This window comes from Pseudomonas sp. P1_F7, from assembly GCF_056405655.1.
Map to the genome: position 1 here is coordinate 75,647 of NZ_JBFUBR010000003.1, position 21,914 is coordinate 97,560.

The following is a 21,914-nucleotide window of genomic DNA, read 5'->3' on the forward strand; positions in this document are numbered from 1 at the left end:
GTCCCGTGTCTCATTTCAAGGAGTAAGGAGCACCATGGCTCACGCACCGCAGATCAAGATTCCCGCCACCTACATGCGCGGCGGCACCAGCAAAGGCGTGTTTTTCAGCCTGAAGGATTTGCCTGAAGCGGCACAGGTCCCAGGCCCGGCCCGCGACGCTTTGCTGCTGCGCGTGATCGGCAGCCCGGATCCGTACGATAAACAAATCGACGGCATGGGCGGCGCGACCTCCAGCACCAGCAAAACCGTGATCCTGTCGAAAAGCATCAAGGCCGATCACGATGTCGACTACCTGTTCGGTCAGGTGTCGATCGACAAGCCGTTCGTGGACTGGAGCGGCAACTGCGGCAACCTGTCGGCGGCGGTCGGTTCGTTCGCCGTCAGCAATGGTCTGGTGGACGCCAGCCGCATCCCGCACAACGGCGTGGTGGTGGTTCGCGTGTGGCAGGCCAACATTGGCAAGACCATCATCGCCCATGTGCCGATCACCAATGGTGAAGTGCAGGAAACCGGTGATTTCGAACTCGACGGCGTGACCTTCCCGGCGGCCGAAGTGCAGATCGAGTTCCTCGATCCGGCGGCGGACGAAGAGGGTGGCGGCGGTTCGATGTTCCCTACCGGCAACCTGGTGGATGACCTGGAAGTGCCCGGCGTCGGTACCTTCAAGGCGACCATGATCAACGCCGGCATCCCGACGATTTTCGTCAATGCCGAAGACATCGGCTACAAGGGCACCGAGTTGCAGGGCGCGATCAACGGCGACCCGAAAGCCTTGCTGATGTTCGAAACCATCCGCGCTTACGGCGCATTGCGCATGGGCCTGATTTCCAACGTCGACGAAGCGGCCAAGCGCCAACACACTCCGAAAGTTGCTTTCGTCGCCAAGCCGGCGGACTACGTGGCGTCCAGCGGCAAGGCGATTGCCGCAGGCGATGTCGACCTGCTGGTGCGTGCACTGTCCATGGGCAAATTGCACCACGCGATGATGGGCACGGCGGCAGTGGCGATCGGTACGGCCGCAGCGATTTCCGGCACTTTGGTGAACCTCGCGGCGGGCGGTATCGAACGCAACGCGGTGCGCTTCGGTCATCCGTCCGGCACCCTGCGCGTCGGCGCCGAGGCCAGCCAGATCAACGGCGAATGGACCGTGAACAAGGCGATCATGAGTCGCAGTGCGCGGGTGTTGATGGAAGGTTTCGTTCGCGTGCCAGGCGACTCGTTCTAATCCGGCACCGAACCCCTACATTGCCCTGAACCGAGGTCCCATCAACGACCCACTTCATAGAGTGAATCGAACATGAGTGCCAACGTCGACCTGAACAACCGTCCGGACTACGACAAGGTCCTGCAGGACATTGCCGATTACGTTCTCAACTTCAAGATCGAGTCCGAAGAGGCGCTGGATACCGCGCGCAACTGCCTGATCGATACCTTGGGTTGCGGCTTGCTGGCCCTGCGTTTCCCCGAATGCACCAAGCACCTGGGGCCCGTGGTCGAAGGCACCGTGGTGCCGTTCGGCGCCCGGGTTCCCGGTACGTCTTTTCGGCTGGATCCGGTCAAGGCGGCGTGGGACATCGGCTGCATCGTGCGCTGGCTCGACTACAACGACACCTGGCTCGCCGCCGAGTGGGGGCATCCGTCGGACAACCTTGGCGGCATTCTCGCGGTGGCCGATCACCTGTCGCAAAAACGCCAGGGCAATGGCGATGCGCCGCTGACCGTTCGCACGGTGCTCGAGGCAATGATCATGGCCCACGAGATCCAGGGCGTGATCGCCCTGGAAAACTCGTTCAACCGTGTCGGCCTCGATCACGTGATTCTGGTCAAAGTCGCCTCAACCGCGGTCACCGCCAAGCTGATGGGCGCCAATCGCGAGCAGATGTTGTCGGCGTTGTCCCACGCGTTCGCTGATGGTCAGGCCTTGCGCACGTATCGGCATGCGCCGAATGCCGGCTCGCGCAAGTCCTGGGCGGCGGGTGATGCGTCCAGTCGTGGCGTGCGCCTGGCGGATATTGCGATGCGTGGCGAGATGGGTATTCCCGGCGTGTTGAGTGCCAGGCAGTGGGGCTTTTACGACGTATTGTTCAGCCACACCAACAATGACCTGGCGCTCAAGCCTGAAGACAAACGTGCATTCAGTTTTTCTCGACCGTTTGGCAGTTATGTGATGGAAAACGTGCTGTTCAAGATCAGTTTTCCGGCCGAGTTCCATGCGCAAACGGCCTGCGAAGCGGCGGTGACCTTGCATCCGCAAGTGCGCAATCGTCTGCATGAAATCGACCGAATCGTCATCACCACCCACGAGTCGGCGATCCGCATCATTTCCAAGGTCGGGCCGCTGGCCAACGCCGCCGACCGCGACCATTGCATCCAGTACATGACCGCCGTGCCGCTGGCCTTCGGCAATCTTGTGGCGGAGCACTACGAGGACGATTTCCACACGGCGCATCCGATCATCGATGTGCTGCGTGACAAGATGGTTATCGTCGAGGAACCACGTTACACCCGGGAATATCTGGAGGCCGACAAGCGCTCGATTGCCAATGCGCTGCAGGTGTTTTTCAAGGACGGTTCGAGCACGGAAAACGTCGTCGTGGAATACCCGATTGGGCATCGTCGGCGTCGGGCTGAAGGTATTCCGTTGCTGGAGGAGAAATTCAGGGCGAACTTGCTGACACGATTCACCGGTCAGCGTAGCGAAGAGATTTTCGCGCTGTGCAAGGATCAGCAGAAGCTTGAGGCGACACCAGTGAACCGGTTTGTGGATTTGTTTGTTATTTAGTTAGACCGCGTCATCGTTCATCGTGGGCAAGCCCGCTCCCACAGGTTTCTGTTGTGAATGCAAAATTTGCGAACACCAGCAAAACCTGTGGGAGCGAGCTTGCTCCGGGCGGCGTTCCGACGATGAGGCCAGAACAGGCGATAGAGGGTTACTTGAACCGCCGCTCCACACCTTTCTCCACGAGAATCTTCGCGGAGATTTCTTCCACGGAAAAATGCGTGGAGTTGATGTGCGGGATGTTTGCGCGGCGGAACAGGTTCTCGACCTCGCGCACTTCGAACTCGCACTGGGCGTAGCTCGAATAGCGGCTGTTGGGCTTGCGCTCGTTGCGGATCGCGGTGAGGCGGTCCGGGTCGATGGTCAGGCCGAACAGCTTGTGCTGGTGGGCGCGCAGGGCGTTTGGCAGTTGCAGGCGTTCCATGTCGTCTTCGGTCAGCGGGTAGTTGGCTGCGCGGATACCGAATTGCATGGCCATGTACAGGCACGTCGGCGTCTTACCACATCGCGACACGCCCACTAGTATCAGGTCGGCCTTGTCGTAATAGTGCGTGCGGGCGCCGTCGTCGTTGTCGAGGGCGAAGTTCACCGCTTCGATGCGCTCCATGTAATTGGTGTTGGAGCCGATGGAGTGGGACTTGCCGACGGTGTAGGAAGAATGCTCGGTCAGTTCCTGTTCAAGCGGTGCCAGGAACGTCGAGAAAATGTCGATCATGAAACCATTCGAGGTTGCGAGAATCTCACGAATGTCCTGATTGACGATGGTGTCGAAGATAATCGGACGGAAGCCGTCGGTTTCGGCGGCTTTGTTGATTTGTTGTACCATGGCCCGCGCTTTGTCCACGTTGTCGATGTACGGCCGCGTGACTTTGCTGAAGGTAATGTTTTCGAACTGCGCCAGAAGGCTTTGGCCGAGGGTTTCGGCGGTAATGCCGGTACCATCGGAGATAAAGAAAGCAGATCGTTTCATTTGCACCTTGGGCCTTAAGCTAGTGACGAATCTTGGATATGATAGGCGCGATTTGCCGGCCGCCATTGGCCCGCATTCTCACTTATTTTCCAGGTCCAGGCCATATAGCCGGCAAATGCTCACTTAAGCAGCCGGTTTCTGAGCTTTTCCAACACAGTTAGTGGAGAGATCACCTTGGTAGAGTACGTAGTTTCCCTCGATAAGCTCGGCGTCCATGATGTAGAGCATGTGGGGGGCAAGAACGCATCCCTGGGCGAGATGATCAGTAACCTTGCAGGTGCCGGTGTATCGGTGCCCGGTGGATTCGCCACGACAGCTCAGGCTTATCGTGATTTTCTGGAACTGAGCGGCCTGAACGATCAGATCCACGCCGCCCTTGATGCCCTTGATGTCGACGATGTCAACGCCCTGGCCCGCACCGGCGCCCAGATCCGTCAATGGATCATGGAAGCTGAATTCCCCGAGAAGCTCAACGCCGAGATCCGCACCGCGTTCGCCACGCTGTCGGCCGGCAACCCTGACATGGCCGTGGCCGTGCGTTCTTCCGCCACCGCCGAAGACCTGCCGGACGCTTCCTTCGCCGGCCAGCAGGAAACCTTCCTGAACATCCGTGGTGTGGAAAACGTCATTCGCGCCGCCAAAGAGGTGTTCGCCTCGCTGTTCAACGACCGCGCCATTTCCTATCGCGTGCACCAGGGCTTCGACCACAAGCTGGTTGCCCTGTCTGCTGGCGTGCAGCGCATGGTCCGTTCCGAAACCGGCACCGCCGGCGTGATGTTCACCCTCGATACCGAATCGGGCTTCCGTGACGTGGTGTTCATCACCGGCGCCTACGGCCTGGGTGAAACCGTCGTACAAGGCGCGGTGAACCCGGATGAGTTCTATGTCCACAAGGGCACGCTGGCGGCTGGTCGTCCGGCCATCTTGCGCCGCAACCTGGGCAGCAAGGCCATCAAGATGATCTACGGCGACGAGGCCAAGGCCGGTCGTTCGGTCAAGACCGTCGATGTCGACAAGGCTGAACGCGCGCGTTTCTGCCTGACCGACGCCGAAGTCAGCGAGCTGGCCAAGCAGGCGATGATCATCGAGAAGCACTACAAGTGCCCGATGGACATCGAGTGGGCCAAGGACGGTGACGACGGCAAGCTGTACATCGTGCAGGCCCGTCCGGAAACCGTGAAGAGCCGCACCCAGGCCAACGTCATGGAACGTTACCTGCTGAAAGAGACCGGCACTGTGCTGGTGGAAGGCCGCGCCATTGGCCAGCGCATCGGTGCCGGCAAGGTCCGCATCATCAAGGACGTGTCCGAGATGGACAAGGTCCAGCCAGGCGACGTACTGGTTTCCGACATGACCGACCCGGACTGGGAACCGGTCATGAAGCGCGCCAGCGCCATCGTCACCAACCGTGGCGGCCGTACTTGCCACGCGGCGATCATCGCCCGTGAGCTGGGTATTCCAGCGGTGGTAGGTTGCGGCAACGCCACCCAGCTGTTGAAAGACGGCCAAGGCGTGACCGTTTCCTGCGCTGAAGGCGACACCGGTTTCATCTTCGAAGGCGAACTGGGCTTCGACATCAAGAAGAACTCCGTGGACGCCATGCCGGAGCTGCCGTTCAAGATCATGATGAACGTCGGCAACCCGGACCGCGCCTTCGACTTCGCGCAACTGCCGAACGCTGGTGTGGGCCTGGCCCGTCTGGAGTTCATCATCAACCGCATGATCGGCGTGCACCCTAAAGCACTGCTGAACTACGACGGTCTGCCGCAGGACATCAAGGAAAGCGTCGACAAGCGCATCGCCGGTTACGACGATCCGGTCGGCTTCTATGTCGAGAAACTGGTTGAAGGCATCAGCACCCTGGCGGCTGCGTTCTGGCCGAAAAAGGTCATCGTGCGCCTGTCGGACTTCAAGTCCAACGAATACGCCAACCTGATCGGCGGCAAGCTGTACGAGCCGGAAGAAGAAAACCCGATGCTGGGCTTCCGCGGTGCGTCGCGTTACATCAGCGAATCGTTCCGCGACTGCTTCGAACTCGAATGCCGCGCTCTGAAGCGTGTGCGCAACGAGATGGGCCTGACCAACGTCGAAATCATGGTGCCGTTCGTCCGTACCCTGGGCGAAGCGAGCCAGGTGGTCGATCTGCTGGCAGAAAACGGCCTGGCCCGTGGCCAGAACGGCCTGCGCGTGATCATGATGTGCGAACTGCCGTCCAACGCCATCCTGGCTGAAGAATTCCTCGAGTTCTTCGACGGTTTCTCCATCGGCTCCAACGACCTGACCCAGCTGACCCTGGGCCTGGACCGTGACTCCGGGATCATTGCGCACCTGTTCGACGAGCGTAACCCGGCGGTGAAGAAGCTGCTGGCCAATGCCATTGCCGCGTGCAACAAGGCTGGCAAGTACATCGGCATTTGCGGTCAGGGCCCTTCGGATCACCCGGACCTGGCCAAGTGGCTGATGGAGCAGGGCATTGAAAGCGTTTCGTTGAACCCCGATTCCGTACTGGAAACCTGGTTCTTCCTGGCAGAAGGTCAAGCTTCGGCCTGATCCGGTGTAAACGGGCCGCTCTCTCTGTAGGAGCGAGCTTGCTCGCGATGGACGTCAACGATAACGCGTTTATCCTGGATAAACGTGGTGTCCTGAAGTTCTTCGCGAGCAGGGCTCGCTCCTGCAGGGAGCGGTCTTTTTGAGATTGAAGTAGGGCGGGCTCCTCTGGATGCCGCCCTTTTTTGTGCAAGAGCTTATGCAAAGCAGCAGCAACCTATTTCCTGTCGCCCTGATCAGCGCCGAACGGCGCGGTGATCTGAGCGAAGATGTGTATCGTTTGAAGCCCGGCAACAGCCCTGACTTCACCGTCGAGCTGGCTGTGACGCGTCTCGGCTTGGCCGATGAACCGTCCTCCCGCGGCGTGCCAGTGATCCTGCTGCACGGCAGCTTTTCCAATCGCCGGTTCTGGTTTTCTCCCAAGGGCCTGGGGTTGGGCGCTTATCTGGCTCGATTGGGGTTCGACGTGTGGATTCCGGAAATGCGCGGTCACGGCTTGTCCCAGCGTAACCACGACTACCGCAAGAACCGAGTCTCCGACTACGCTCGCTATGATTTGCCGGCCATCGGGGCGTTCGTGCGCGAGCAGAGCGGGCAGGCCCCGCACTGGATCGGTCACTCACTGGGCGGTACTACCCTGGCGGCGGCGCTGGGTGGCGAGTACATCGGTGAGCCGGTCGTGGCCTCGGCGGCGTTTTTTGGCACCCAGGTCAGCCGCACTTACTGGCCCTTGAAGATTCCACCGGTGGAGTGGGGCGGCCGCTTCATTCTCAAGCGTTTCGCCCAGTTGTCCGGCTCAAGGCTCAAGCGCGGCCCGGAGGACGAGCCGATCGGCCTGGCGCTGGAAAGCATGCGTTGGTTTGGCCTGTTCGGGCGCTTTGGCGATGCCGATAAAAACTGGTGGGCGGGTTTGGCCGAGGTCAAGTTGCCGGTGCTCGCCGTGAGCGCAGCGGGTGATCATCAGGATCCTGCGTGGGCGTGCCGCAAACTGTTCGAGCAGTTTGGTTCCGAGCACAAGCAATTTATCAACCTGGGTCGAGACCAAGGTTTCGCCGACAATTTCGGCCATGTTGAAATGCTCGTCAGCAAACCCGCTCAGGCCGAAGTCTGGCCGTTGGTGACCCGCTGGCTGGCGGATCAGCAGACACCGCTGTTGGGAGAACAGCGGGATTTGACCGCGGCGGTTTGAGTCTGACGCTCTAACAAGGGCATTTCGCTCTGATCGGCTTGCGGCTAAGATATGACGCATTGAGCTGTTCCGGTCACTTTGCGACATCCTCGATTGTCTTCCTCTTACAGGAGTTTCTCGATGAACCATTACATCACGCCTGACCTGTGCGACGCCTATCCGGAGCTGGTGCAGGTGCTGGAACCGATGTTCAGCAATTTCGGCGGCCGTGATTCCTTCGGCGGCGAAATCGTGACCATCAAATGCTTTGAAGATAACTCGCGGGTCAAGGAGCAGGTCGAGCTCAAGGGGGATGGCAAAGTGCTGGTGGTAGACGGTGGCGGTTCCCTGCGTCATGCGTTGCTGGGTGACATGCTGGCCGAGAAAGCCGCGAAAAACGGTTGGGAAGGGCTGGTGATCTACGGTTGCATCCGCGACGTCGATATCATCGCGCAGACCGATCTGGGCGTTCAGGCCCTCGCCAGCCACCCGAGGAAATCCGACAGGCGCGGGCTCGGCGATCTCAACGTTGTGGTGACGTTTGCCGGTGTGACGTTCCGTCCAGGCGAATACATTTATGCGGACAACAATGGCGTGATCATCTCGCCAATCCCGCTGAAGATGCCTGAATAAAACGTTGAGCCAACCAAAGGGGTGAGGATGTTCGAGGAAGAAAACGCGCAGTGGGGGCTGGTGCATGCCCTGGTGCTGGATGGTAGAGGCGGCGCGCGTTCGATAGCCCGGACAGAACTCGATGACTTGCAGCTGCAGGCCCACGAAAGCCTGTGGCTGCACTGGGATCGCAGTCATCCGCAAACCCGGACCTGGTTACGCAAATCCAGCGGTCTGAGCGAATTCAGCTGTGACCTGTTACTCGAAGAAAACACCCGTCCGCGACTTTTACAGCTTTCCGACAGCGAACTGCTGCTATTTTTGCGCGGGGTCAACCTGAACCCCGGTGCCGAGCCGGAAGACATGGTGTCGGTGCGGATCTTCGGCTCTGCCCAGCGTGTCATTTCCCTGCGTTTGCGTCCGTTGCGTGCCACTGAAGAGTTGCTGGTGCAACTGTCCGAAGGCAAGGGTCCGAAAACAGCCTCCGAACTCATCCTTTGCATGGCGCAGTACCTCACCAACAAGGTGCAGGATCTGGTCAGTGACCTCTCGGAAGTGGTCGATGAGGAAGAAGAAAAGCTCGATGCCGACGAACGGTATGCGCCGGAGCACGGTGCGGTATTGCAGATCCGTCGCCGCGCCGCCGCGTTGAAGCGTTTCCTCGCTCCGCAGCGGGATATTTTCGGGCAGTTGACGCGGATCAAGTTGCCCTGGTTCGTCGAGGACGATGGTGATTACTGGAACGAATTGAACAACAGCCTGACTCGCTACCTCGAAGAGCTGGAATTGACCCGGGAGCGGGTGGGGCTGGTCCTGGAAGCGGAAGACCGCCGGTTGAGCGTGCGCATGAACCGCACGATGTACCGCTTTGGCATCATCACCGGGATCTTTTTGCCGATGAGTTTTCTGACCGGGCTTTTGGGGATCAACGTCGGTGGAATTCCATTCTCTGCCAGCCCTTATGGCTTTCTGATCGCCTGCCTGATGATGGTCTCGGTGGCGCTGGGGCAGTGGTGGTTATTCCGACGTTTGCGCTGGGTCTGAGGGAAACCATGTGACCCGACCAAAACTGACCGCGTCTCCCACAGACATCACGAGAGGTGCGTATGCACGATCCGTTTGAACAGTCTTTACGCGACATGCTCAAGGCCTCACCGTCCACCCGGGACGACGATGCGTGCCTGGGGCGTGTGCTGAAAACCGCCAACCGCCAGGTTGGCGCCGGTGATTTGTTCAGCCTGCTGGGGCGCTGGTTGCCCGCACTGATGATCGCCCTGAATAACGGATCGGCCCATGTCGCGCCGGTATCCCGTCTTCGTAAACCTTCTGCTCGCACTGCTGATAAGGCTGATTGAATATGGAACTTGATCTCTGGACTCAGAGCCTCGTCACTGCAATGACTGCGTTGTGGACCAAGGTTGCGAACTTCATTCCGAACCTGTTCGGCGCACTGGTTGTGCTGCTGTTGGGTTTTGTCGTGGCCAAACTGCTGGACACCTTGCTTTCCAAATTGCTCGCCAAATTGGGCCTTGACCGCCTGATGGGCGGCACTGGCCTGACCAAGCTGCTGTCCCGCGCTGGATTGCAAGTGCCTATCTCGACCCTGATCGGCAAGATCGTCTATTGGTTCATTCTGCTTATTTTTCTGGTTTCCGCCGCAGAATCGCTTGGACTTGAGCGAGTTTCAGCTACGCTGGATATGCTTGCGTTGTATCTGCCGAAGGTTTTCGGCGCGGCGCTGGTGTTGCTGGTAGGTGTTTTGCTGGCGCAACTGGCCAACGGGCTGGTGCGTGGAGCGGCAGAAGGCGTGGGCCTGGACTATGCTTCAGGGCTTGGTCGAATTGCCCAGGGCCTGGTGATCATCATCAGTATTTCGGTTGCGATCAGCCAGTTGGAGGTCAAGACTGACCTGCTGAACCATGTGATCGTGATCGTATTGATAACCGTTGGTCTGGCGGTAGCGCTGGCCATGGGGTTGGGAAGCCGGGAAATTGCCGGCCAGATTCTTGCGGGAATCTACGTGCGTGAGCTGTACCAGGTTGGGCAACAAGTGCGTGTTGGCGAGGTCGAAGGCCAGATCGAAGAGATCGGCACGGTTAAAACCACATTGCTGACCGATGAGGGTGAGCTAGTCTCTCTTTCCAATCGGATCCTCCTTGAGCAGCATGTGAGTAGCCGCTAACCCGGCAAACCCTGCTAATGTATGCCGCCGCAAAATGCCTGCTGATGCTGGCTGCGGCGGACATTGACCTGACTGTCGGCCCGACTTGTTTTGAATAAAGCCCAATCGTTATCCATGCGCTACGACCCCCGCGAGCTCTCTGATGAGGAGTTGGTCGCGCGCTCGCATACCGAACTGTTTCACGTAACACGCGCCTATGAAGAACTGATGCGGCGTTACCAACGAACATTATTTAACGTGTGTGCACGATATCTCGGGAACGATCGCGACGCAGACGATGTCTGTCAGGAGGTCATGTTGAAGGTGCTGTATGGCCTGAAGAACTTCGAAGGCAAATCGAAGTTCAAGACATGGCTATATAGCATCACGTACAACGAGTGCATCACACAATATCGGAAGGAACGGCGAAAGCGTCGCTTGATGGACGCATTGAGTCTTGACCCCCTTGAGGAAGCGTCCGAAGAAAAGACGCCGAAACCTGAGGAAAAGGGCGGACTTGATCGCTGGCTGGTGTATGTGAACCCGATTGACCGCGAAATTCTGGTGCTACGTTTTGTCGCAGAGCTGGAGTTTCAGGAGATCGCAGACATCATGCATATGGGTTTGAGTGCAACAAAAATGCGGTACAAACGCGCTCTAGATAAATTGCGTGAGAAATTTGCAGGCATTGCTGAAACTTAGTTCAGCGCAAATATCTCTTACGTGTAGGCAAGTTCTGTTAGACTTGCCGCCGAGTTGTCCCCCGGTTTGCGGGACTGCTTCACAATCACCAGATGGGGATTTAACGGATGAAACTGAAAAACACCTTGGGCTTGGCCATTGGTACTCTTATTGCCGCTACTTCGTTCGGCGCACTGGCACAAGGCCAAGGCGCAGTTGAAGGCGAGCTCAACTACGGGAAGAAGTACAACGACAGCGTTAACAACGTTGAAGACGGCTACACTCCTGGCGCCTCCATCGGTTACTTCTTGACCGACGACGTATCGTTGAACTTCACCTACAACAACGATGACTACACCCGTTCGAACAACAACACCGGCAATCAGAAAATCGAAGGCGACCAGTTTGGTCTGAACGCTCAGTACCACTTCAACAACGCTGGCGACGCTCTGCGTCCTTACGTTCAAGGTGGTGTCAAGCACGGCAGCCTGACCAACGTAGCCGCTGACGGCCACACCGGTCGTGACCAGTCGACTTTCCTGACTGCTGGCGCTGGTCTGAAGTACTACTTCCTGGAAAACGTCTACGCTCGTGCTGGCGTAGAAGCTGACTACAAACTGGACAACGGCCGTTGGGACTACATCCCTTCCGTAGGTCTGGGTGTTAACTTCGGTGGCGGCAACAAGCCTGCCGCTGCTCCGGTTCCAGCACCAGAAGTCTGCTCCGACAGCGACAACGACGGCGTTTGCGACAACGTTGACAAGTGCCCAGACACCCCAGCCAACGTAACTGTTGACGCTGATGGCTGCCCGGCTGTTGCTGAAGTTGTTCGTGTAGAGCTGGACGTGAAGTTCGACTTCGACAAGGCAGCAGTCAAGCCAAACAGCTACGGCGACATCAAGAACCTGGCTGACTTCATGAAGCAGTACCCATCCACCACCACTACTGTTGAAGGTCACACTGACTCCGTCGGTCCTGACGCTTACAACCAGAAACTGTCCGAGCGTCGTGCAAGCGCCGTTAAGCAAGTTCTGACCAACCAGTACGGTGTTGAGTCGTCCCGCGTTCAGTCCGTTGGCTACGGCGAATCCCGCCCAGTTGCTGACAACAAAACTGAAGCTGGTCGCGCTGTTAACCGTCGCGTAGAAGCGCAGGTTGAAGCTCACGCTAAGTAATTAGCTCGCAGCTCTGAGAAAAGCCCGGCTCAGGCCGGGCTTTTCTTTGTCTGCGATTTGGGTTTCAGCGAGGGTTTGGCGCAGTTCCGAAAAGATCGCAGCCTGCGGCAGCTCCTACAGTGGTTCGACGTTCATCCCTGTAGGAGCTGCCGCAGGCTGCGATCTTTTAATCCCTACAAGGATGAACACCGAGCCAATGCAGTCTGCGATCTTTTGATCTCATCACAGGCCGCTACAGCTCCGATCACGAGGATTGCCGGGCTTTTGAGCTGGAAGTCGCAGGCATCTTCTTCCATGGCTGTCAGGTCGCTCCGACATTCCCGTTGATGGGGCAGGGACGCGTTTTCAATCATGGCCACGGGCGTATCCGCCGCCATGCCGCCGGCCAATAGCTGCTCGCGGATTTCACCGAGCTTGGCCACTCCCATGTAAATCACCAGCGTCGTTCCGCCTTGGGCCAGCGCCTGCCAGTTCAATTGGCTGTCGTCCTGGGTGTGTGCGGTGACCAGCGTCACGCCGCGGGCCACACCGCGCAAGGTCAGCGGAATATCGCACTGTGTTGCCCCCGCCAGTCCGGCAGTGATGCCGTTGACCAACTCGGCTTCGACCCCGCGCTCACGCAACCACTGCGCCTCTTCACCACCGCGGCCGAAAATGCACGGATCGCCACCCTTGAGCCGCGCCACGCATTTACCCTGCCGGGCATAACGAAGCATCAGGCGATGGATAAACGCTTGCGGGGTAGAGCGGCAGCCGCCGCGCTTGCCCACCGGGATGATCCGCGCCCGGGGACAATGTTCCAGTACCGCGACATTGACCAGATCATCGATCAGCACCACATCGGCTTCCCGCAAGGCACGAACCGCTTTCAATGTGAGCAACTCCGGATCCCCCGGGCCTGCACCCACCAGCCAGACTTTTGCACTCATAGTGTTTTCCTCACGAGATGACGGTGATTGGCCGCGCCTTGGCAGCCAGCAGGCGTTTGATTTCCGGAACGCAGGACCCGCATTGCGTGCCGCAACCAAGTTCTTGCTTCAGTTCCTGCAAGTCCAGGCCACGGCTGATGCCGGCGCAGATCGCGTCCTGGCTGACGTTTTTGCAATTGCACAGGGTTTTGTTCGCGTTGACGGGCGCGTCGAGGTTGCCCGGTGGTGCGCTCAGCGGAGCCAGCAACCAGCGCCGCAGTTGCTCGTCCGCGCGACCTTCGAGCCACAGCCCCTGCAACCAGTGTTGGGCAAGGGTTTCACCGGCCAGTCGAATGGCGGTGATCCGGCCATTCTCGATTCGCACCCGCTTGCCAATGGCCCGTCGGGGGTCGTCGTAAGCCAGCACTGGGCCGTCATTGAGTTCCAGGTTTTTATCGATTTCGCTCAGCAGCTCTGCCGAAGGCGCTGAAGTATTGGCAGCCCGTACAAGCAGAGCAGGGCGCTCACGACCAACCAAGCTGAGGCTGACGTAGGAAAACGCCTCACAGAGCGGTCGCAGCGCCTCAAAATGCTGTTGAACATCACCCTCGATCAGTGCGAACAGTTTCCAGGGCAAATCCACAGGCTCCAGGCGTACACCGCTGTGTTTGAGTTCGGGCTGTTTCGACAAAGGATCGAATGCGGACAAAGTGAGGCTGTTCACTCCGCCCTTGAGAAAACGGTCGCCCCAATGCATCGGCAAAAAAGCCTGGCCTGGACGCACGCTGTCATCGCTGGCGACCGCGACGATGACCGCACCGCGCCGGCTTTTCAGGCTGACCAGATCCCCCGGCTGCAAGCGATGGCGGCGCAATTCGTCGGGGTGCAGGCTCACCTGCGCTTCGCTGACATGACCGAACAACTGCGCGGCGGTGCCGGTGCGGCTCATGCCGTGCCATTGATCGCGCAGGCGGCCGGTGATAAGGGTCAGCGGGAAGCGTGCATCGCGTTGTTCTTTGGCGGCGCGATACGGATCGGCCACGAACCGTGCGCGCCCATTGGCAGTGGCAAATACCCCGTCGACATACAGTCGTGCCGTGCCTTCAACGGCACCCGAAGGGAAGGGCCACTGCTGCGGGCCGAGACGATCGATCAGCGCATGGCTGATACCGGACAGGTCCAGATCGCGACCGCGAGTCAGTTGTTTGTATTCATCGAAAACTTGAGCAGGGTTATCAAACGCAAACAGGCTGGTTTGACCGGGACGCAGGTATTTTTCCAGGCGTTGTGCGAAATCCACTGTAATTGCCCAGTCCGGCCGTGCCTCACCCGGTGCGACGATTGCCTGGCGGACGTGGGAAATGCGCCGCTCGGAGTTGGTCACGCAACCTTCCTTTTCCCCCCAACTGGCGGCGGGTAGCAGAAGGTCAGCGAACTTCGCGGTTTCAGTGGTGCGAAAGGCTTCCTGCAATACCACGAACGGGCAGTCCTGTAAGGCGGCGCGCACGGCTGTCTGGTCCGGCATGGATTGCGCGGGGTTGGTGCAGGCGATCCACAACGCCTTGATCTTGCCGCTGCGCACTTGCTCGAACAGCTCAATCGCCGAGAGCCCGGGATTCTCCGGCAGTTGCTCGACGCCCCAATAGGACGCCACTTCCACACGGTGTTGTGCATTGGCGGCATCACGATGGCCGGGCAGCAGGTTGGACAAACTGCCGGTTTCCCGGCCGCCCATGGCGTTTGGCTGACCGGTCAGGGAGAAAGGTCCGGCGCCGGGACGACCGATCTGCCCGGTGGCCAGGTGCAGGTTGATCAGTGCACTGTTTTTCGCGCTGCCGGCGGTGGACTGGTTCAAGCCCATGCACCAGAGCGACAGAAAGCTCGGTGAAGTGCCGATCCACTCGGCGCATTCCTGCAATTGCCCGACACTGATTCCGCAAAGCTGCGAAACCATTTGCGGGGTGTAGTCACGCACCAGGCTTTTCAGCTCTGCCAAGCCTTCGGTGTGGTCCTTGATGAAGTCACGATCGATCCAGTCTTCCCACAGCAGCAGATGCAAAATCCCATGGAACAGGGCGACATCGGTGCCAGGCAAGATCGCCAGGTGCAGGTCAGCCAGATCGCAGGTGTCTGTACGACGTGGGTCAATGACGATGACCTTCATCTGCGGTCGACGGGATTTGGCTTCCTCCAGCCGACGAAACAGCACCGGATGGGCGTAGGCCATGTTGCTGCCGACGATCATCACGCAATCGCTCAACTCCAGGTCTTCGTAGCTGCAGGGCGGGGCGTCGGCACCCAGGCTGCGCTTGTAGCCGACCACCGCCGAGGACATGCACAGCCGTGAATTGCTGTCGATATTGTTGGTGCCCACCAGGGCACGTGCCAGCTTGTTGAAGGCGTAGTAGTCCTCGGTCAATAGTTGCCCGGAAATATAGAACGCCACACTGTCCGGGCCATGTTCGGCGATGGTCGCGGCAAAAACGCTGGCAGCGTGATCGAGGGCGGTGTCCCAGTCGGTGCGGTGGCGTGCCAAGCCTTTGCCGAGGCGAAGTTCGGGATACAACGCCCGCGTCGTCACGTCGCCGGTCAGGTGCAGGGTCGAGCCCTTGCTGCACAGTTTGCCGAAATTGGCCGGGTGCGCCGGATCGCCGCTGACGCCGAGGATGCGCTCGCCGTCGTGCTCGATCAGCACCCCGCAACCGACCCCGCAGTAACAGCAGGTGGACGCGGTGATCTGGCGGTCCATCAGCCTGCATCCCGCAGGGCCAGCAGGACCCGGCCATTTTCCACCCGGGTACGATGGTGATGGGCACAGCCGATGTCCGGGGCCTGGGCTTCGCCGCTTTGCAGATCGATTTGCCAGTTGTGCAACGGGCAGGCCACCCGTTTGCCGTAGATCAGGCCTTGGGACAGCGGGCCGCCCTTGTGCGGGCAGCGGTCGTCAAGGGCGAACACTTCGTCGTCGCTGGTACGAAAAATCGCGATGTCTCCCTTTGGCCCGGCGATGATCCGCGAGCCCAGGGCATTGATCTCTTCCAGTGCGCAGATATCCAGCCAGTTCATGCCAGCACCTCCAGGTTTTTCACGGGGATGACGTCGAATTCTTTTTTCAGCTGTGGCTGTTCCAGGCGTTCCTTCCACGGGTCCTGTTCGAACGACAGGGAAAATTGCAGGCGATCGTTGAGTGCCTTGCGACGCTCCGGGTCCTCAAGCACGGCTTTCTTGATGTGGTCCATGCCGACCCGTTGCAGGTAGTGCACGGTGCGTTCGAGGTAAAAGGCTTCTTCGCGATAGAGCTGCAGGAATGCACCGTTGTATTCGCGGACTTCTTCGGCGGTTTTCAGTTTGACGAAGAATTCCGCAACTTCGGTTTTGATCCCGCCGTTACCACCGATGTACATCTCCCAGCCGGAGTCCACACCGATGATTCCCACATCTTTAATACCGGCTTCCGAACAGTTGCGCGGGCAACCGGAGACAGCCAGTTTCACCTTGTGCGGCGACCACATGTTGAACAGGTCATGTTCCAGTTCGATACCGAGCTGTGTGGAGTTCTGGGTGCCGAAGCGGCAGAACTCGCTGCCGACGCAGGTTTTCACGGTGCGGATGGATTTGCCGTAGGCGTGGCCGGACGGCATGTCCAGGTCTTTCCACACTCCCGGAAGGTCTTGCTTGCGGATGCCCAGCAAGTCGATGCGCTGGCCACCGGTGACCTTGACCATCGGCACGTTGTATTTGTCGGCAACGTCGGCAATGCGCCGCAGTTCCGAAGGATTGGTCACACCGCCCCACATCCGCGGGACTACAGAGTAAGTGCCGTCTTTCTGAATGTTGGCGTGAGCTCTTTCGTTGATCAGGCGCGATTGCGGATCGTCCCTGGCTTCCCCTGGCCAGGTGGAAATCAGGTAGTAGTTGAGCGCCGGCCGGCAGGTGGCGCAGCCGTTGGGTGTGCGCCAGTTCAGGTAGCTCATGGTGCCGGCGATGGTCAGCAGGTGCTGCTCGCGGATGGCCTGGCGGATTTGCCCGTGGTTGAGGTCGCTGCAGCCGCAGATGGCTTTTTCGCTTTTCGGTTTGACGTCGGCGGCGCCGCCCACCGTGTTGATCAGGATCTGTTCCACCAAGCCCGCACACGAGCCGCAAGAGCTGGCCGCCTTGGTGTGTTTCTTGACGTCGTCGACACTGAACAGCCCGTGTTCCTGAATCGCCTTGACGATGGTGCCTTTGCACACACCGTTGCAGCCGCAGACTTCGGCCGTGTCGGCCATGCTCATGGCTTTATCCTGGCCCTGATGTCCTACGTCGCCCAAGGCGTTTTCGCCAAACATCAAGTGATCGCGGATCTCGCCGATGGCGTGATTCTCACGGATCTGCCGGAAGTACCAGCCGCCATCTGCCGTATCGCCATACAGGCAGGCGCCGACCAGCACGTCATCCTTGATCACCAGTTTTTTGTAGACCCCGCCAATCGGGTCGGAGAGGGTGATGGTTTCCGTGCCTTCACCGCCCATGAAGTCGCCGGCGGAGAACAGATCGATGCCGGTGACTTTCAGCTTGGTCGACGTCACCGAGCCTTGATAACGGGCGAAACCCAGTTGTGCGAGGTGATTGGCGCAGACCTTGGCCTGTTCGAACAGTGGCGCCACCAAACCATAGGCGATGCCGCGGTGGCTGGCGCACTCGCCGATGGCATAGATCCGTGGGTCGTAGGTTTGCAGGGTGTCGTTGACCAGAATCCCGCGGTTGCACGGAATGCCGGATTTTTCCGCCAGTTCGGTATTGGGGCGAATGCCGGCGGCCATCACCACCAGGTCAGCGGGGATGATGTCGCCGTTCTTGAATTGCACCGAACCGACCCGGCCGTTGCCCGCGTCGTGCAAAGCCTGGGTCTGCTCGCACAGGCGAAAGTGCAGGCCGCGAGCCTCCAGGGCGGTTTGCAGCAGCTGGCCGCTGGTCTTGTCCAGTTGCCGCTCCAGCAACCACTCGCCGATATGTACCACGGTGACGTGCATGCCCCGCAACATCAGGCCGTTGGCGGCCTCCAGGCCGAGCAGGCCGCCACCGATCACCACGGCGTGCCGATAGACTTTCGCGGTGTCGATCATGGCCTGGGTGTCGGCGATATCGCGGTAGCCGATCACGCCCTCAAGGGTGTTGCCGGGAATGGGCAGGATGAAGGGCGTCGAGCCGGTGGCGATCAGCAGGCGATCGTATTCGGCCTCGCTGCCGTCCTCGGCAATGACCCGGCGCTTGACCCGGTCGATCTCCACCACTTTGCGGTTGAGCAGCAGTTTGATGTTGTTTTCCAGGTACCAGTCCAGGTCGTTGAGCACGATCTCTTCGAAGGTCTGTTCGCCCGCCAGCACCGGCGACAACAGGATGCGGTTGTAGTTGGTGTGCGGTTCGGCACCGAAGACCGTGATGTCGTACAGCTCCGTGCTCAGTTTGAGCAGTTCTTCCAGGGTCCGGACCCCGGCCATGCCGTTGCCGATCATCACCAGTTTTAGTTTTTTCATCAGGTTCTCCGGGGAGCTCAGGCCTGCCTCATCAGGGTTCAGGCCATGCTCGACAAATTTTGCGCAAACAAAAAAAGGCGTCCCGCTAGTTGCCTAGCGAGGACGCCTTTGTCCTGGTCCCGTTCTCTCGGGAAGTGCAGCCTTCGTCGTTGAAGCCTGCGCTTTATGTCTGTTGAAAGGGGTAATGCAGTGGTTGTGCCAACTCTCGCAAGGGCCTGATTTATGGGCTCTCGTCATGGGATGAGGGTGTTTTCGTGCACCGGTTCAAGGCGCGATGCCCGGTTTTGAAGCAGAAAGATCAAAAGATCTTTTGATCTTTTGATCTTTTGGGTGCAGTAAAAAACTCAGCTATGAAACAACAAAAACAGCAGTGCCAGATTCACCAGTAACGATACCAGCGCCAATGTCCGCCAGACTTTCAGCGGCTCGCGCTCCAGCAAGGGCTTGGGGCGTACGCTCAAGCTGCGCCGTTCGCCCTGTTCGATCAGCAGCAACCATTCTTCCGCCGTTTCGAAGCGCTGGTCGGGGGCCGCCGCCACGGCGCGCTCCAGGCTATGGGCGATCCAGTCCGGCAGGTCGGGGCGATAGCGGCTGGCGTTGACCGGGAGACCAAACCGCGGGCGCTGGAACGCTTCGATTTCGCCATAGGGATAGTGCCCGGTGAGCAGGAAATACAGGGTCACACCGACGGCGTACAAGTCCTGCTGTGGCGTCGGCACTTCGCCGCGAAAGGCTTCTGGCGCGATGTAACTGGGTGTACCCGGCAGAGCCCAGGGCAGGTCCTGTGAGAGACCGGGGCAGTAGGCGAGGCCGAAATCCAGTAGGCGCAACTCACCATCGTCCCCCAGCAACAGGTTTTCCGGTTTGATATCGCGATGCAGAATCTGCCGTCGATGCAGCAGGCCGACCGCTCGCAACAAGCGTTCGGCGATGTCCTGCCACTGGGGCAGCGGCAACGGTCCGCCTTGCTCATGCCGTTGCGCCAGGGTAACGCCCGGATATTCACGCATCACGTAGTACAAATGCTGACGCTGACTGGCGGCATGCACTTCAGGAAAATGTCGACCGGCCACGCGTTTGAGAAACCACTCTTCCGAGAGTAACGCTTGCCCGGCCTGGTGATCGTCGTGCAGGCGGCCCGGCAGGGTTTTCAGCAGCCAGGGTTGTTGCTGACTGTCGCGCACGCGATAAAGCAGCGATTGCTGACTCTGCGCGACGATCCCCTCGACCTGCCAGCCCTCGAACGCCTGACCCGGTTTCAGGGCAGGCGGCAGTGGCCATTGCTGTAAGTGAATCAAGGCATCGCCAATGCTCGTTTCACCGAGGGCATCGACCCGCACCAGCAAGGCGCTGGCGTTGTCCTGACTGCCCGCCAAGTGCGCGGCATTGACCAGGGTTTGCGCAGCGCTGTGCAAATCCGGTTGATCGCGCAGGATCGCCGCAATGGCGGTATCGCCCAGGACGGCCCAGATACCGTCGCTGAGCAGGACGAAGCTTTCATCGAGGCGCAACTCGCCGTCGAGAAAATCCAGCACCAGATGCTGATCGAGTCCCAGCGCCCGTTTCAGCACATGCTGCATGCCCGGCTGGTCCCAGACGTGATCCTCGCTGATTCGCTGCAATCGATCGGCGTGCCAGCGATACACCCGACAATCGCCGACATGCGCCAGGGTAAAACGCCGGCCGCGCAGGACCAGCGCACTGAGGGTGGTCAGTAGCGGTTGTCCGCGGCCATTGGCCTGCAACCAGCGGTTTTGCGCCAGCAGCAGACGATCAAGTGCCTGCGCGACGCTCCAGGTTTCCGGCGTGGCGTAGTAATCCAGCGCCAGGGCCTGCAGCGTCGAGCGGGCAGCCAGACCGCCATCGGCGCACTGGCTGACGCCGTCGGCGATGGCGAACAGATAACCTTTGCTCGCCGCCAGCGCCGGAGCCGGTGTGACCAGGCGCAGGGCATCCTGGTTTTCCTCGCGAGGACCGATGGCGCTGGCTTCGGCGAAACTCAGTTGCAGGCTCATCGGGAGGTCAGACCCGCGCAGCCGTCACGGCAGCCGAACCCCAGGTGGTTCTCCAGCGCCGTTTCACGCCGTGCAGACCGAACCAGGCCAACACGCCGAGGCTGGCGAACAACCACAGCGCCAGTTGATAGCTGCCGGTGCTTTGCTTGATCGCGCCCATACCGGCCGCGAGGGCAAACCCACCGATGCCGCCGGCCATGCCGATCAGGCCGGTCATCACGCCGATTTCCCGGCGAAAACGCTGTGGCACCAACTGAAAGACCGCGCCATTGCCTGCACCCAAACCGAGCATGGTGCAGACGAAAAGTGCCAGGGCGGCGTAGGAATTCGGCAGGTTGAAACCGACCGCGGTAATGCAGATCGCCGCGACGGTGTACATCGCCAACAGGGTCCGAATGCCGCCGAAACGGTCGGCCAGCGCGCCACCCAGAGGGCGCATCAGGCTGCCGCCGAACACGCAGGCAGCGGTGTAGTAGCCGGCAGTCACCGGGCTCAAGCCGTACTGGTCGTTGAAATAACCGGGCAGGGCACTGGCCAGGCCGATGAAGCCGCCGAACGTCACGCTGTAGAAAAACATGAACCACCAGCTGTCACGATCACCCAGGGCCTTGAAGTAGTCGGCCATGGATTTGGCTTTTGGCCGCTCGGGGGCGTTTTTGGCCAGCCAGGCAAAGACGATCAAGGTCAGGATCAGCGGAATCAGGGCGAACCCGAACACGTTGCTCCAGCCAAATGCTGCCGCCAGCACCGGGGCGATCAATGCGGCGAACACTGTGCCCGAGTTACCCGCGCCGGCGATGCCCATGGCCTTGCCTTGATGCTGCGGCGGATACCACTGCGAGGCCAGGGGCAGGGCGACGGCGAACGAAGCGCCGGCCATGCCGAGGAACAGGCCCAGCAGCAAGGCTTGCTCGTAGCTGTGGATCCCGAGTTTCCAGGCGCCGAACAGCGCGCAGATCACGATCACCTGACCGATCAGGCCGGCGGTTTTGGGCGACAGGCGATCAGCCAGCATCCCCATCACGAAGCGCAACACCGCCCCGGCCAGAATCGGCGTGGCGACCACCAGCCCCCGTTGTTGTGTCGTCAGGTGCAGGTCGGCGGCGATCTGTACCGCCAAAGGTCCGAGCAGGTACCAGACCATGAAGCTCAGGTCGAAATAGAGGAAGGCTGCGAACAATGTGGGTGTATGGCCGGATTTCCAGAAGCTTGAATTCATCGCGCACCTCAGCTGTGAAGAGTCTCGGAAGGAGTCATGAGCTTGCAGGTGGGGCGCCGTTACGGCCGCACCACCGGCCCCGTGCTGTGGGGCCAAAACGAAAAAACGCCGCCACCCGATTCGCCAAGGGCAAATGAAGTGAGCGACGTCTTTGTCGTAGGTG

17 protein-coding genes are annotated in these 21,914 nt (G+C 59.7%); 10 read left to right on the top strand and 7 right to left on the bottom strand.

Annotated features, from left to right (window positions below; translation table 11 throughout):
• Positions 1-34 precede the first annotated feature (34 nt).
• Together prpF and prpD are read left to right on the top strand one after the other, a co-directional pair.
• Positions 35-1,225, top strand: a complete 1,191-nt coding sequence (gene prpF, locus AC1D1M_RS04430) for a 2-methylaconitate cis-trans isomerase PrpF (RefSeq protein ID WP_477774714.1) — start codon at positions 35-37, stop codon at positions 1,223-1,225.
• 72 nt (positions 1,226-1,297) lie between these two features.
• Positions 1,298-2,782, top strand: coding sequence for a 2-methylcitrate dehydratase (gene prpD / locus AC1D1M_RS04435; protein ID WP_477774715.1), 1,485 nt, complete (start codon positions 1,298-1,300; stop codon positions 2,780-2,782).
• A gap of 148 nt (positions 2,783-2,930) precedes the next feature.
• Here the strand turns inward: prpD and ppsR are convergent, their stop codons facing one another.
• Positions 2,931-3,749, bottom strand: a complete 819-nt coding sequence (ppsR, locus tag AC1D1M_RS04440) for a posphoenolpyruvate synthetase regulatory kinase/phosphorylase PpsR (protein ID WP_223462935.1) — start codon at positions 3,747-3,749, stop codon at positions 2,931-2,933.
• A 174-nt stretch (positions 3,750-3,923) separates the two neighbouring features.
• On the opposite strand from ppsR, the gene ppsA reads away from it, so the two are divergent.
• The 8 genes from ppsA (at position 3,924) to AC1D1M_RS04480 (ending at position 12,093) form a co-directional block, all read left to right on the top strand.
• Positions 3,924-6,299 (top strand): phosphoenolpyruvate synthase, encoded by a 2,376-nt coding sequence (gene ppsA, locus AC1D1M_RS04445; RefSeq protein ID WP_477774716.1) that lies wholly within the window; start codon positions 3,924-3,926, stop codon positions 6,297-6,299.
• 196 nt (positions 6,300-6,495) lie between these two features.
• The gene (locus AC1D1M_RS04450) at positions 6,496-7,485 is read left to right on the top strand and encodes an alpha/beta fold hydrolase (RefSeq protein ID WP_477774717.1); all 990 of its coding nucleotides are present in this window, start codon (positions 6,496-6,498) and stop codon (positions 7,483-7,485) included.
• Between the two features lie 120 nt (positions 7,486-7,605).
• Positions 7,606-8,097 (top strand): ribonuclease E activity regulator RraA, encoded by a 492-nt coding sequence (gene rraA, locus AC1D1M_RS04455; RefSeq protein WP_477774718.1) that lies wholly within the window; start codon positions 7,606-7,608, stop codon positions 8,095-8,097.
• Positions 8,098-8,124: 27 nt separating this feature from the next.
• A complete protein-coding gene (locus AC1D1M_RS04460; RefSeq protein WP_477774719.1) occupies positions 8,125-9,120 on the top strand; it encodes a zinc transporter ZntB in 996 nt (331 codons plus the stop codon).
• Between the two features lie 62 nt (positions 9,121-9,182).
• Positions 9,183-9,431: a CrfX protein gene (locus AC1D1M_RS04465; protein WP_477774720.1), complete on the top strand. Its 249-nt coding sequence runs from the start codon at positions 9,183-9,185 to the stop codon at positions 9,429-9,431.
• A 2-nt stretch (positions 9,432-9,433) separates the two neighbouring features.
• The gene (locus tag AC1D1M_RS04470; protein WP_007996721.1) at positions 9,434-10,258 is read left to right on the top strand and encodes a mechanosensitive ion channel family protein; all 825 of its coding nucleotides are present in this window, start codon (positions 9,434-9,436) and stop codon (positions 10,256-10,258) included.
• A gap of 90 nt (positions 10,259-10,348) precedes the next feature.
• Positions 10,349-10,939, top strand: coding sequence for an RNA polymerase sigma factor SigX (gene sigX, locus AC1D1M_RS04475; RefSeq protein ID WP_015096065.1), 591 nt, complete (start codon positions 10,349-10,351; stop codon positions 10,937-10,939).
• 107 nt (positions 10,940-11,046) lie between these two features.
• The gene (locus tag AC1D1M_RS04480) at positions 11,047-12,093 is read left to right on the top strand and encodes an OmpA family protein (protein ID WP_477774721.1); all 1,047 of its coding nucleotides are present in this window, start codon (positions 11,047-11,049) and stop codon (positions 12,091-12,093) included.
• A gap of 173 nt (positions 12,094-12,266) precedes the next feature.
• On the opposite strand, the gene cobA is transcribed toward AC1D1M_RS04480, so the two are convergent.
• The 6 genes from cobA to AC1D1M_RS04510 all read right to left on the bottom strand — a co-directional run bounded on the left by cobA (position 12,267) and on the right by AC1D1M_RS04510 (position 21,751).
• Positions 12,267-13,022 (bottom strand): uroporphyrinogen-III C-methyltransferase, encoded by a 756-nt coding sequence (cobA, locus tag AC1D1M_RS04485; RefSeq protein WP_477774722.1) that lies wholly within the window; start codon positions 13,020-13,022, stop codon positions 12,267-12,269.
• 10 nt (positions 13,023-13,032) lie between these two features.
• On the bottom strand, positions 13,033-15,750 hold the full coding sequence (locus tag AC1D1M_RS04490; RefSeq protein WP_477774723.1) for a nitrate reductase: 2,718 nt from the start codon (positions 15,748-15,750) through the stop codon (positions 13,033-13,035).
• A complete protein-coding gene (gene nirD, locus AC1D1M_RS04495) occupies positions 15,750-16,067 on the bottom strand; it encodes a nitrite reductase small subunit NirD (RefSeq protein ID WP_477774724.1) in 318 nt (105 codons plus the stop codon). Before nirD ends, AC1D1M_RS04490 begins: the two co-directional genes overlap by 1 nt.
• Positions 16,064-18,517 (bottom strand): nitrite reductase large subunit NirB, encoded by a 2,454-nt coding sequence (gene nirB, locus AC1D1M_RS04500; RefSeq protein WP_477774725.1) that lies wholly within the window; start codon positions 18,515-18,517, stop codon positions 16,064-16,066. Before nirB ends, nirD begins: the two co-directional genes overlap by 4 nt.
• A gap of 344 nt (positions 18,518-18,861) precedes the next feature.
• On the bottom strand, positions 18,862-20,532 hold the full coding sequence (locus tag AC1D1M_RS04505) for a bifunctional protein-serine/threonine kinase/phosphatase (protein ID WP_477774726.1): 1,671 nt from the start codon (positions 20,530-20,532) through the stop codon (positions 18,862-18,864).
• A 7-nt stretch (positions 20,533-20,539) separates the two neighbouring features.
• Complete coding sequence (locus AC1D1M_RS04510; RefSeq protein ID WP_007971497.1) at positions 20,540-21,751, bottom strand: nitrate/nitrite transporter; 1,212 nt, start codon at positions 21,749-21,751, stop codon at positions 20,540-20,542.
• Positions 21,752-21,914: the final 163 nt, after the last annotated feature.

Excerpts from the sequence above, each read along its gene's own strand:
- nirD (WP_477774724.1), bottom strand. The coding sequence starts at position 16,067 with ATGAACTGGCTGGATATCTGCGCACTGGAAGAGATCAATGCCCTGGGC.
- AC1D1M_RS04450 (WP_477774717.1), top strand. The coding sequence starts at position 6,496 with ATGCAAAGCAGCAGCAACCTATTTCCTGTCGCCCTGATCAGCGCCGAA.
- AC1D1M_RS04510 (WP_007971497.1), bottom strand. The coding sequence starts at position 21,751 with ATGAATTCAAGCTTCTGGAAATCCGGCCATACACCCACATTGTTCGCA.
- nirB (WP_477774725.1), bottom strand. The coding sequence starts at position 18,517 with ATGAAAAAACTAAAACTGGTGATGATCGGCAACGGCATGGCCGGGGTC.
- AC1D1M_RS04460 (WP_477774719.1), top strand. The coding sequence starts at position 8,125 with ATGTTCGAGGAAGAAAACGCGCAGTGGGGGCTGGTGCATGCCCTGGTG.
- prpF (WP_477774714.1), top strand. The coding sequence starts at position 35 with ATGGCTCACGCACCGCAGATCAAGATTCCCGCCACCTACATGCGCGGC.
- AC1D1M_RS04490 (WP_477774723.1), bottom strand. The coding sequence starts at position 15,750 with ATGGACCGCCAGATCACCGCGTCCACCTGCTGTTACTGCGGGGTCGGT.
- AC1D1M_RS04465 (WP_477774720.1), top strand. The coding sequence starts at position 9,183 with ATGCACGATCCGTTTGAACAGTCTTTACGCGACATGCTCAAGGCCTCA.
- AC1D1M_RS04470 (WP_007996721.1), top strand. The coding sequence starts at position 9,434 with ATGGAACTTGATCTCTGGACTCAGAGCCTCGTCACTGCAATGACTGCG.
- ppsR (WP_223462935.1), bottom strand. The coding sequence starts at position 3,749 with ATGAAACGATCTGCTTTCTTTATCTCCGATGGTACCGGCATTACCGCC.
- AC1D1M_RS04505 (WP_477774726.1), bottom strand. The coding sequence starts at position 20,532 with ATGAGCCTGCAACTGAGTTTCGCCGAAGCCAGCGCCATCGGTCCTCGC.
- cobA (WP_477774722.1), bottom strand. The coding sequence starts at position 13,022 with ATGAGTGCAAAAGTCTGGCTGGTGGGTGCAGGCCCGGGGGATCCGGAG.
- prpD (WP_477774715.1), top strand. The coding sequence starts at position 1,298 with ATGAGTGCCAACGTCGACCTGAACAACCGTCCGGACTACGACAAGGTC.
- rraA (WP_477774718.1), top strand. The coding sequence starts at position 7,606 with ATGAACCATTACATCACGCCTGACCTGTGCGACGCCTATCCGGAGCTG.
- AC1D1M_RS04480 (WP_477774721.1), top strand. The coding sequence starts at position 11,047 with ATGAAACTGAAAAACACCTTGGGCTTGGCCATTGGTACTCTTATTGCC.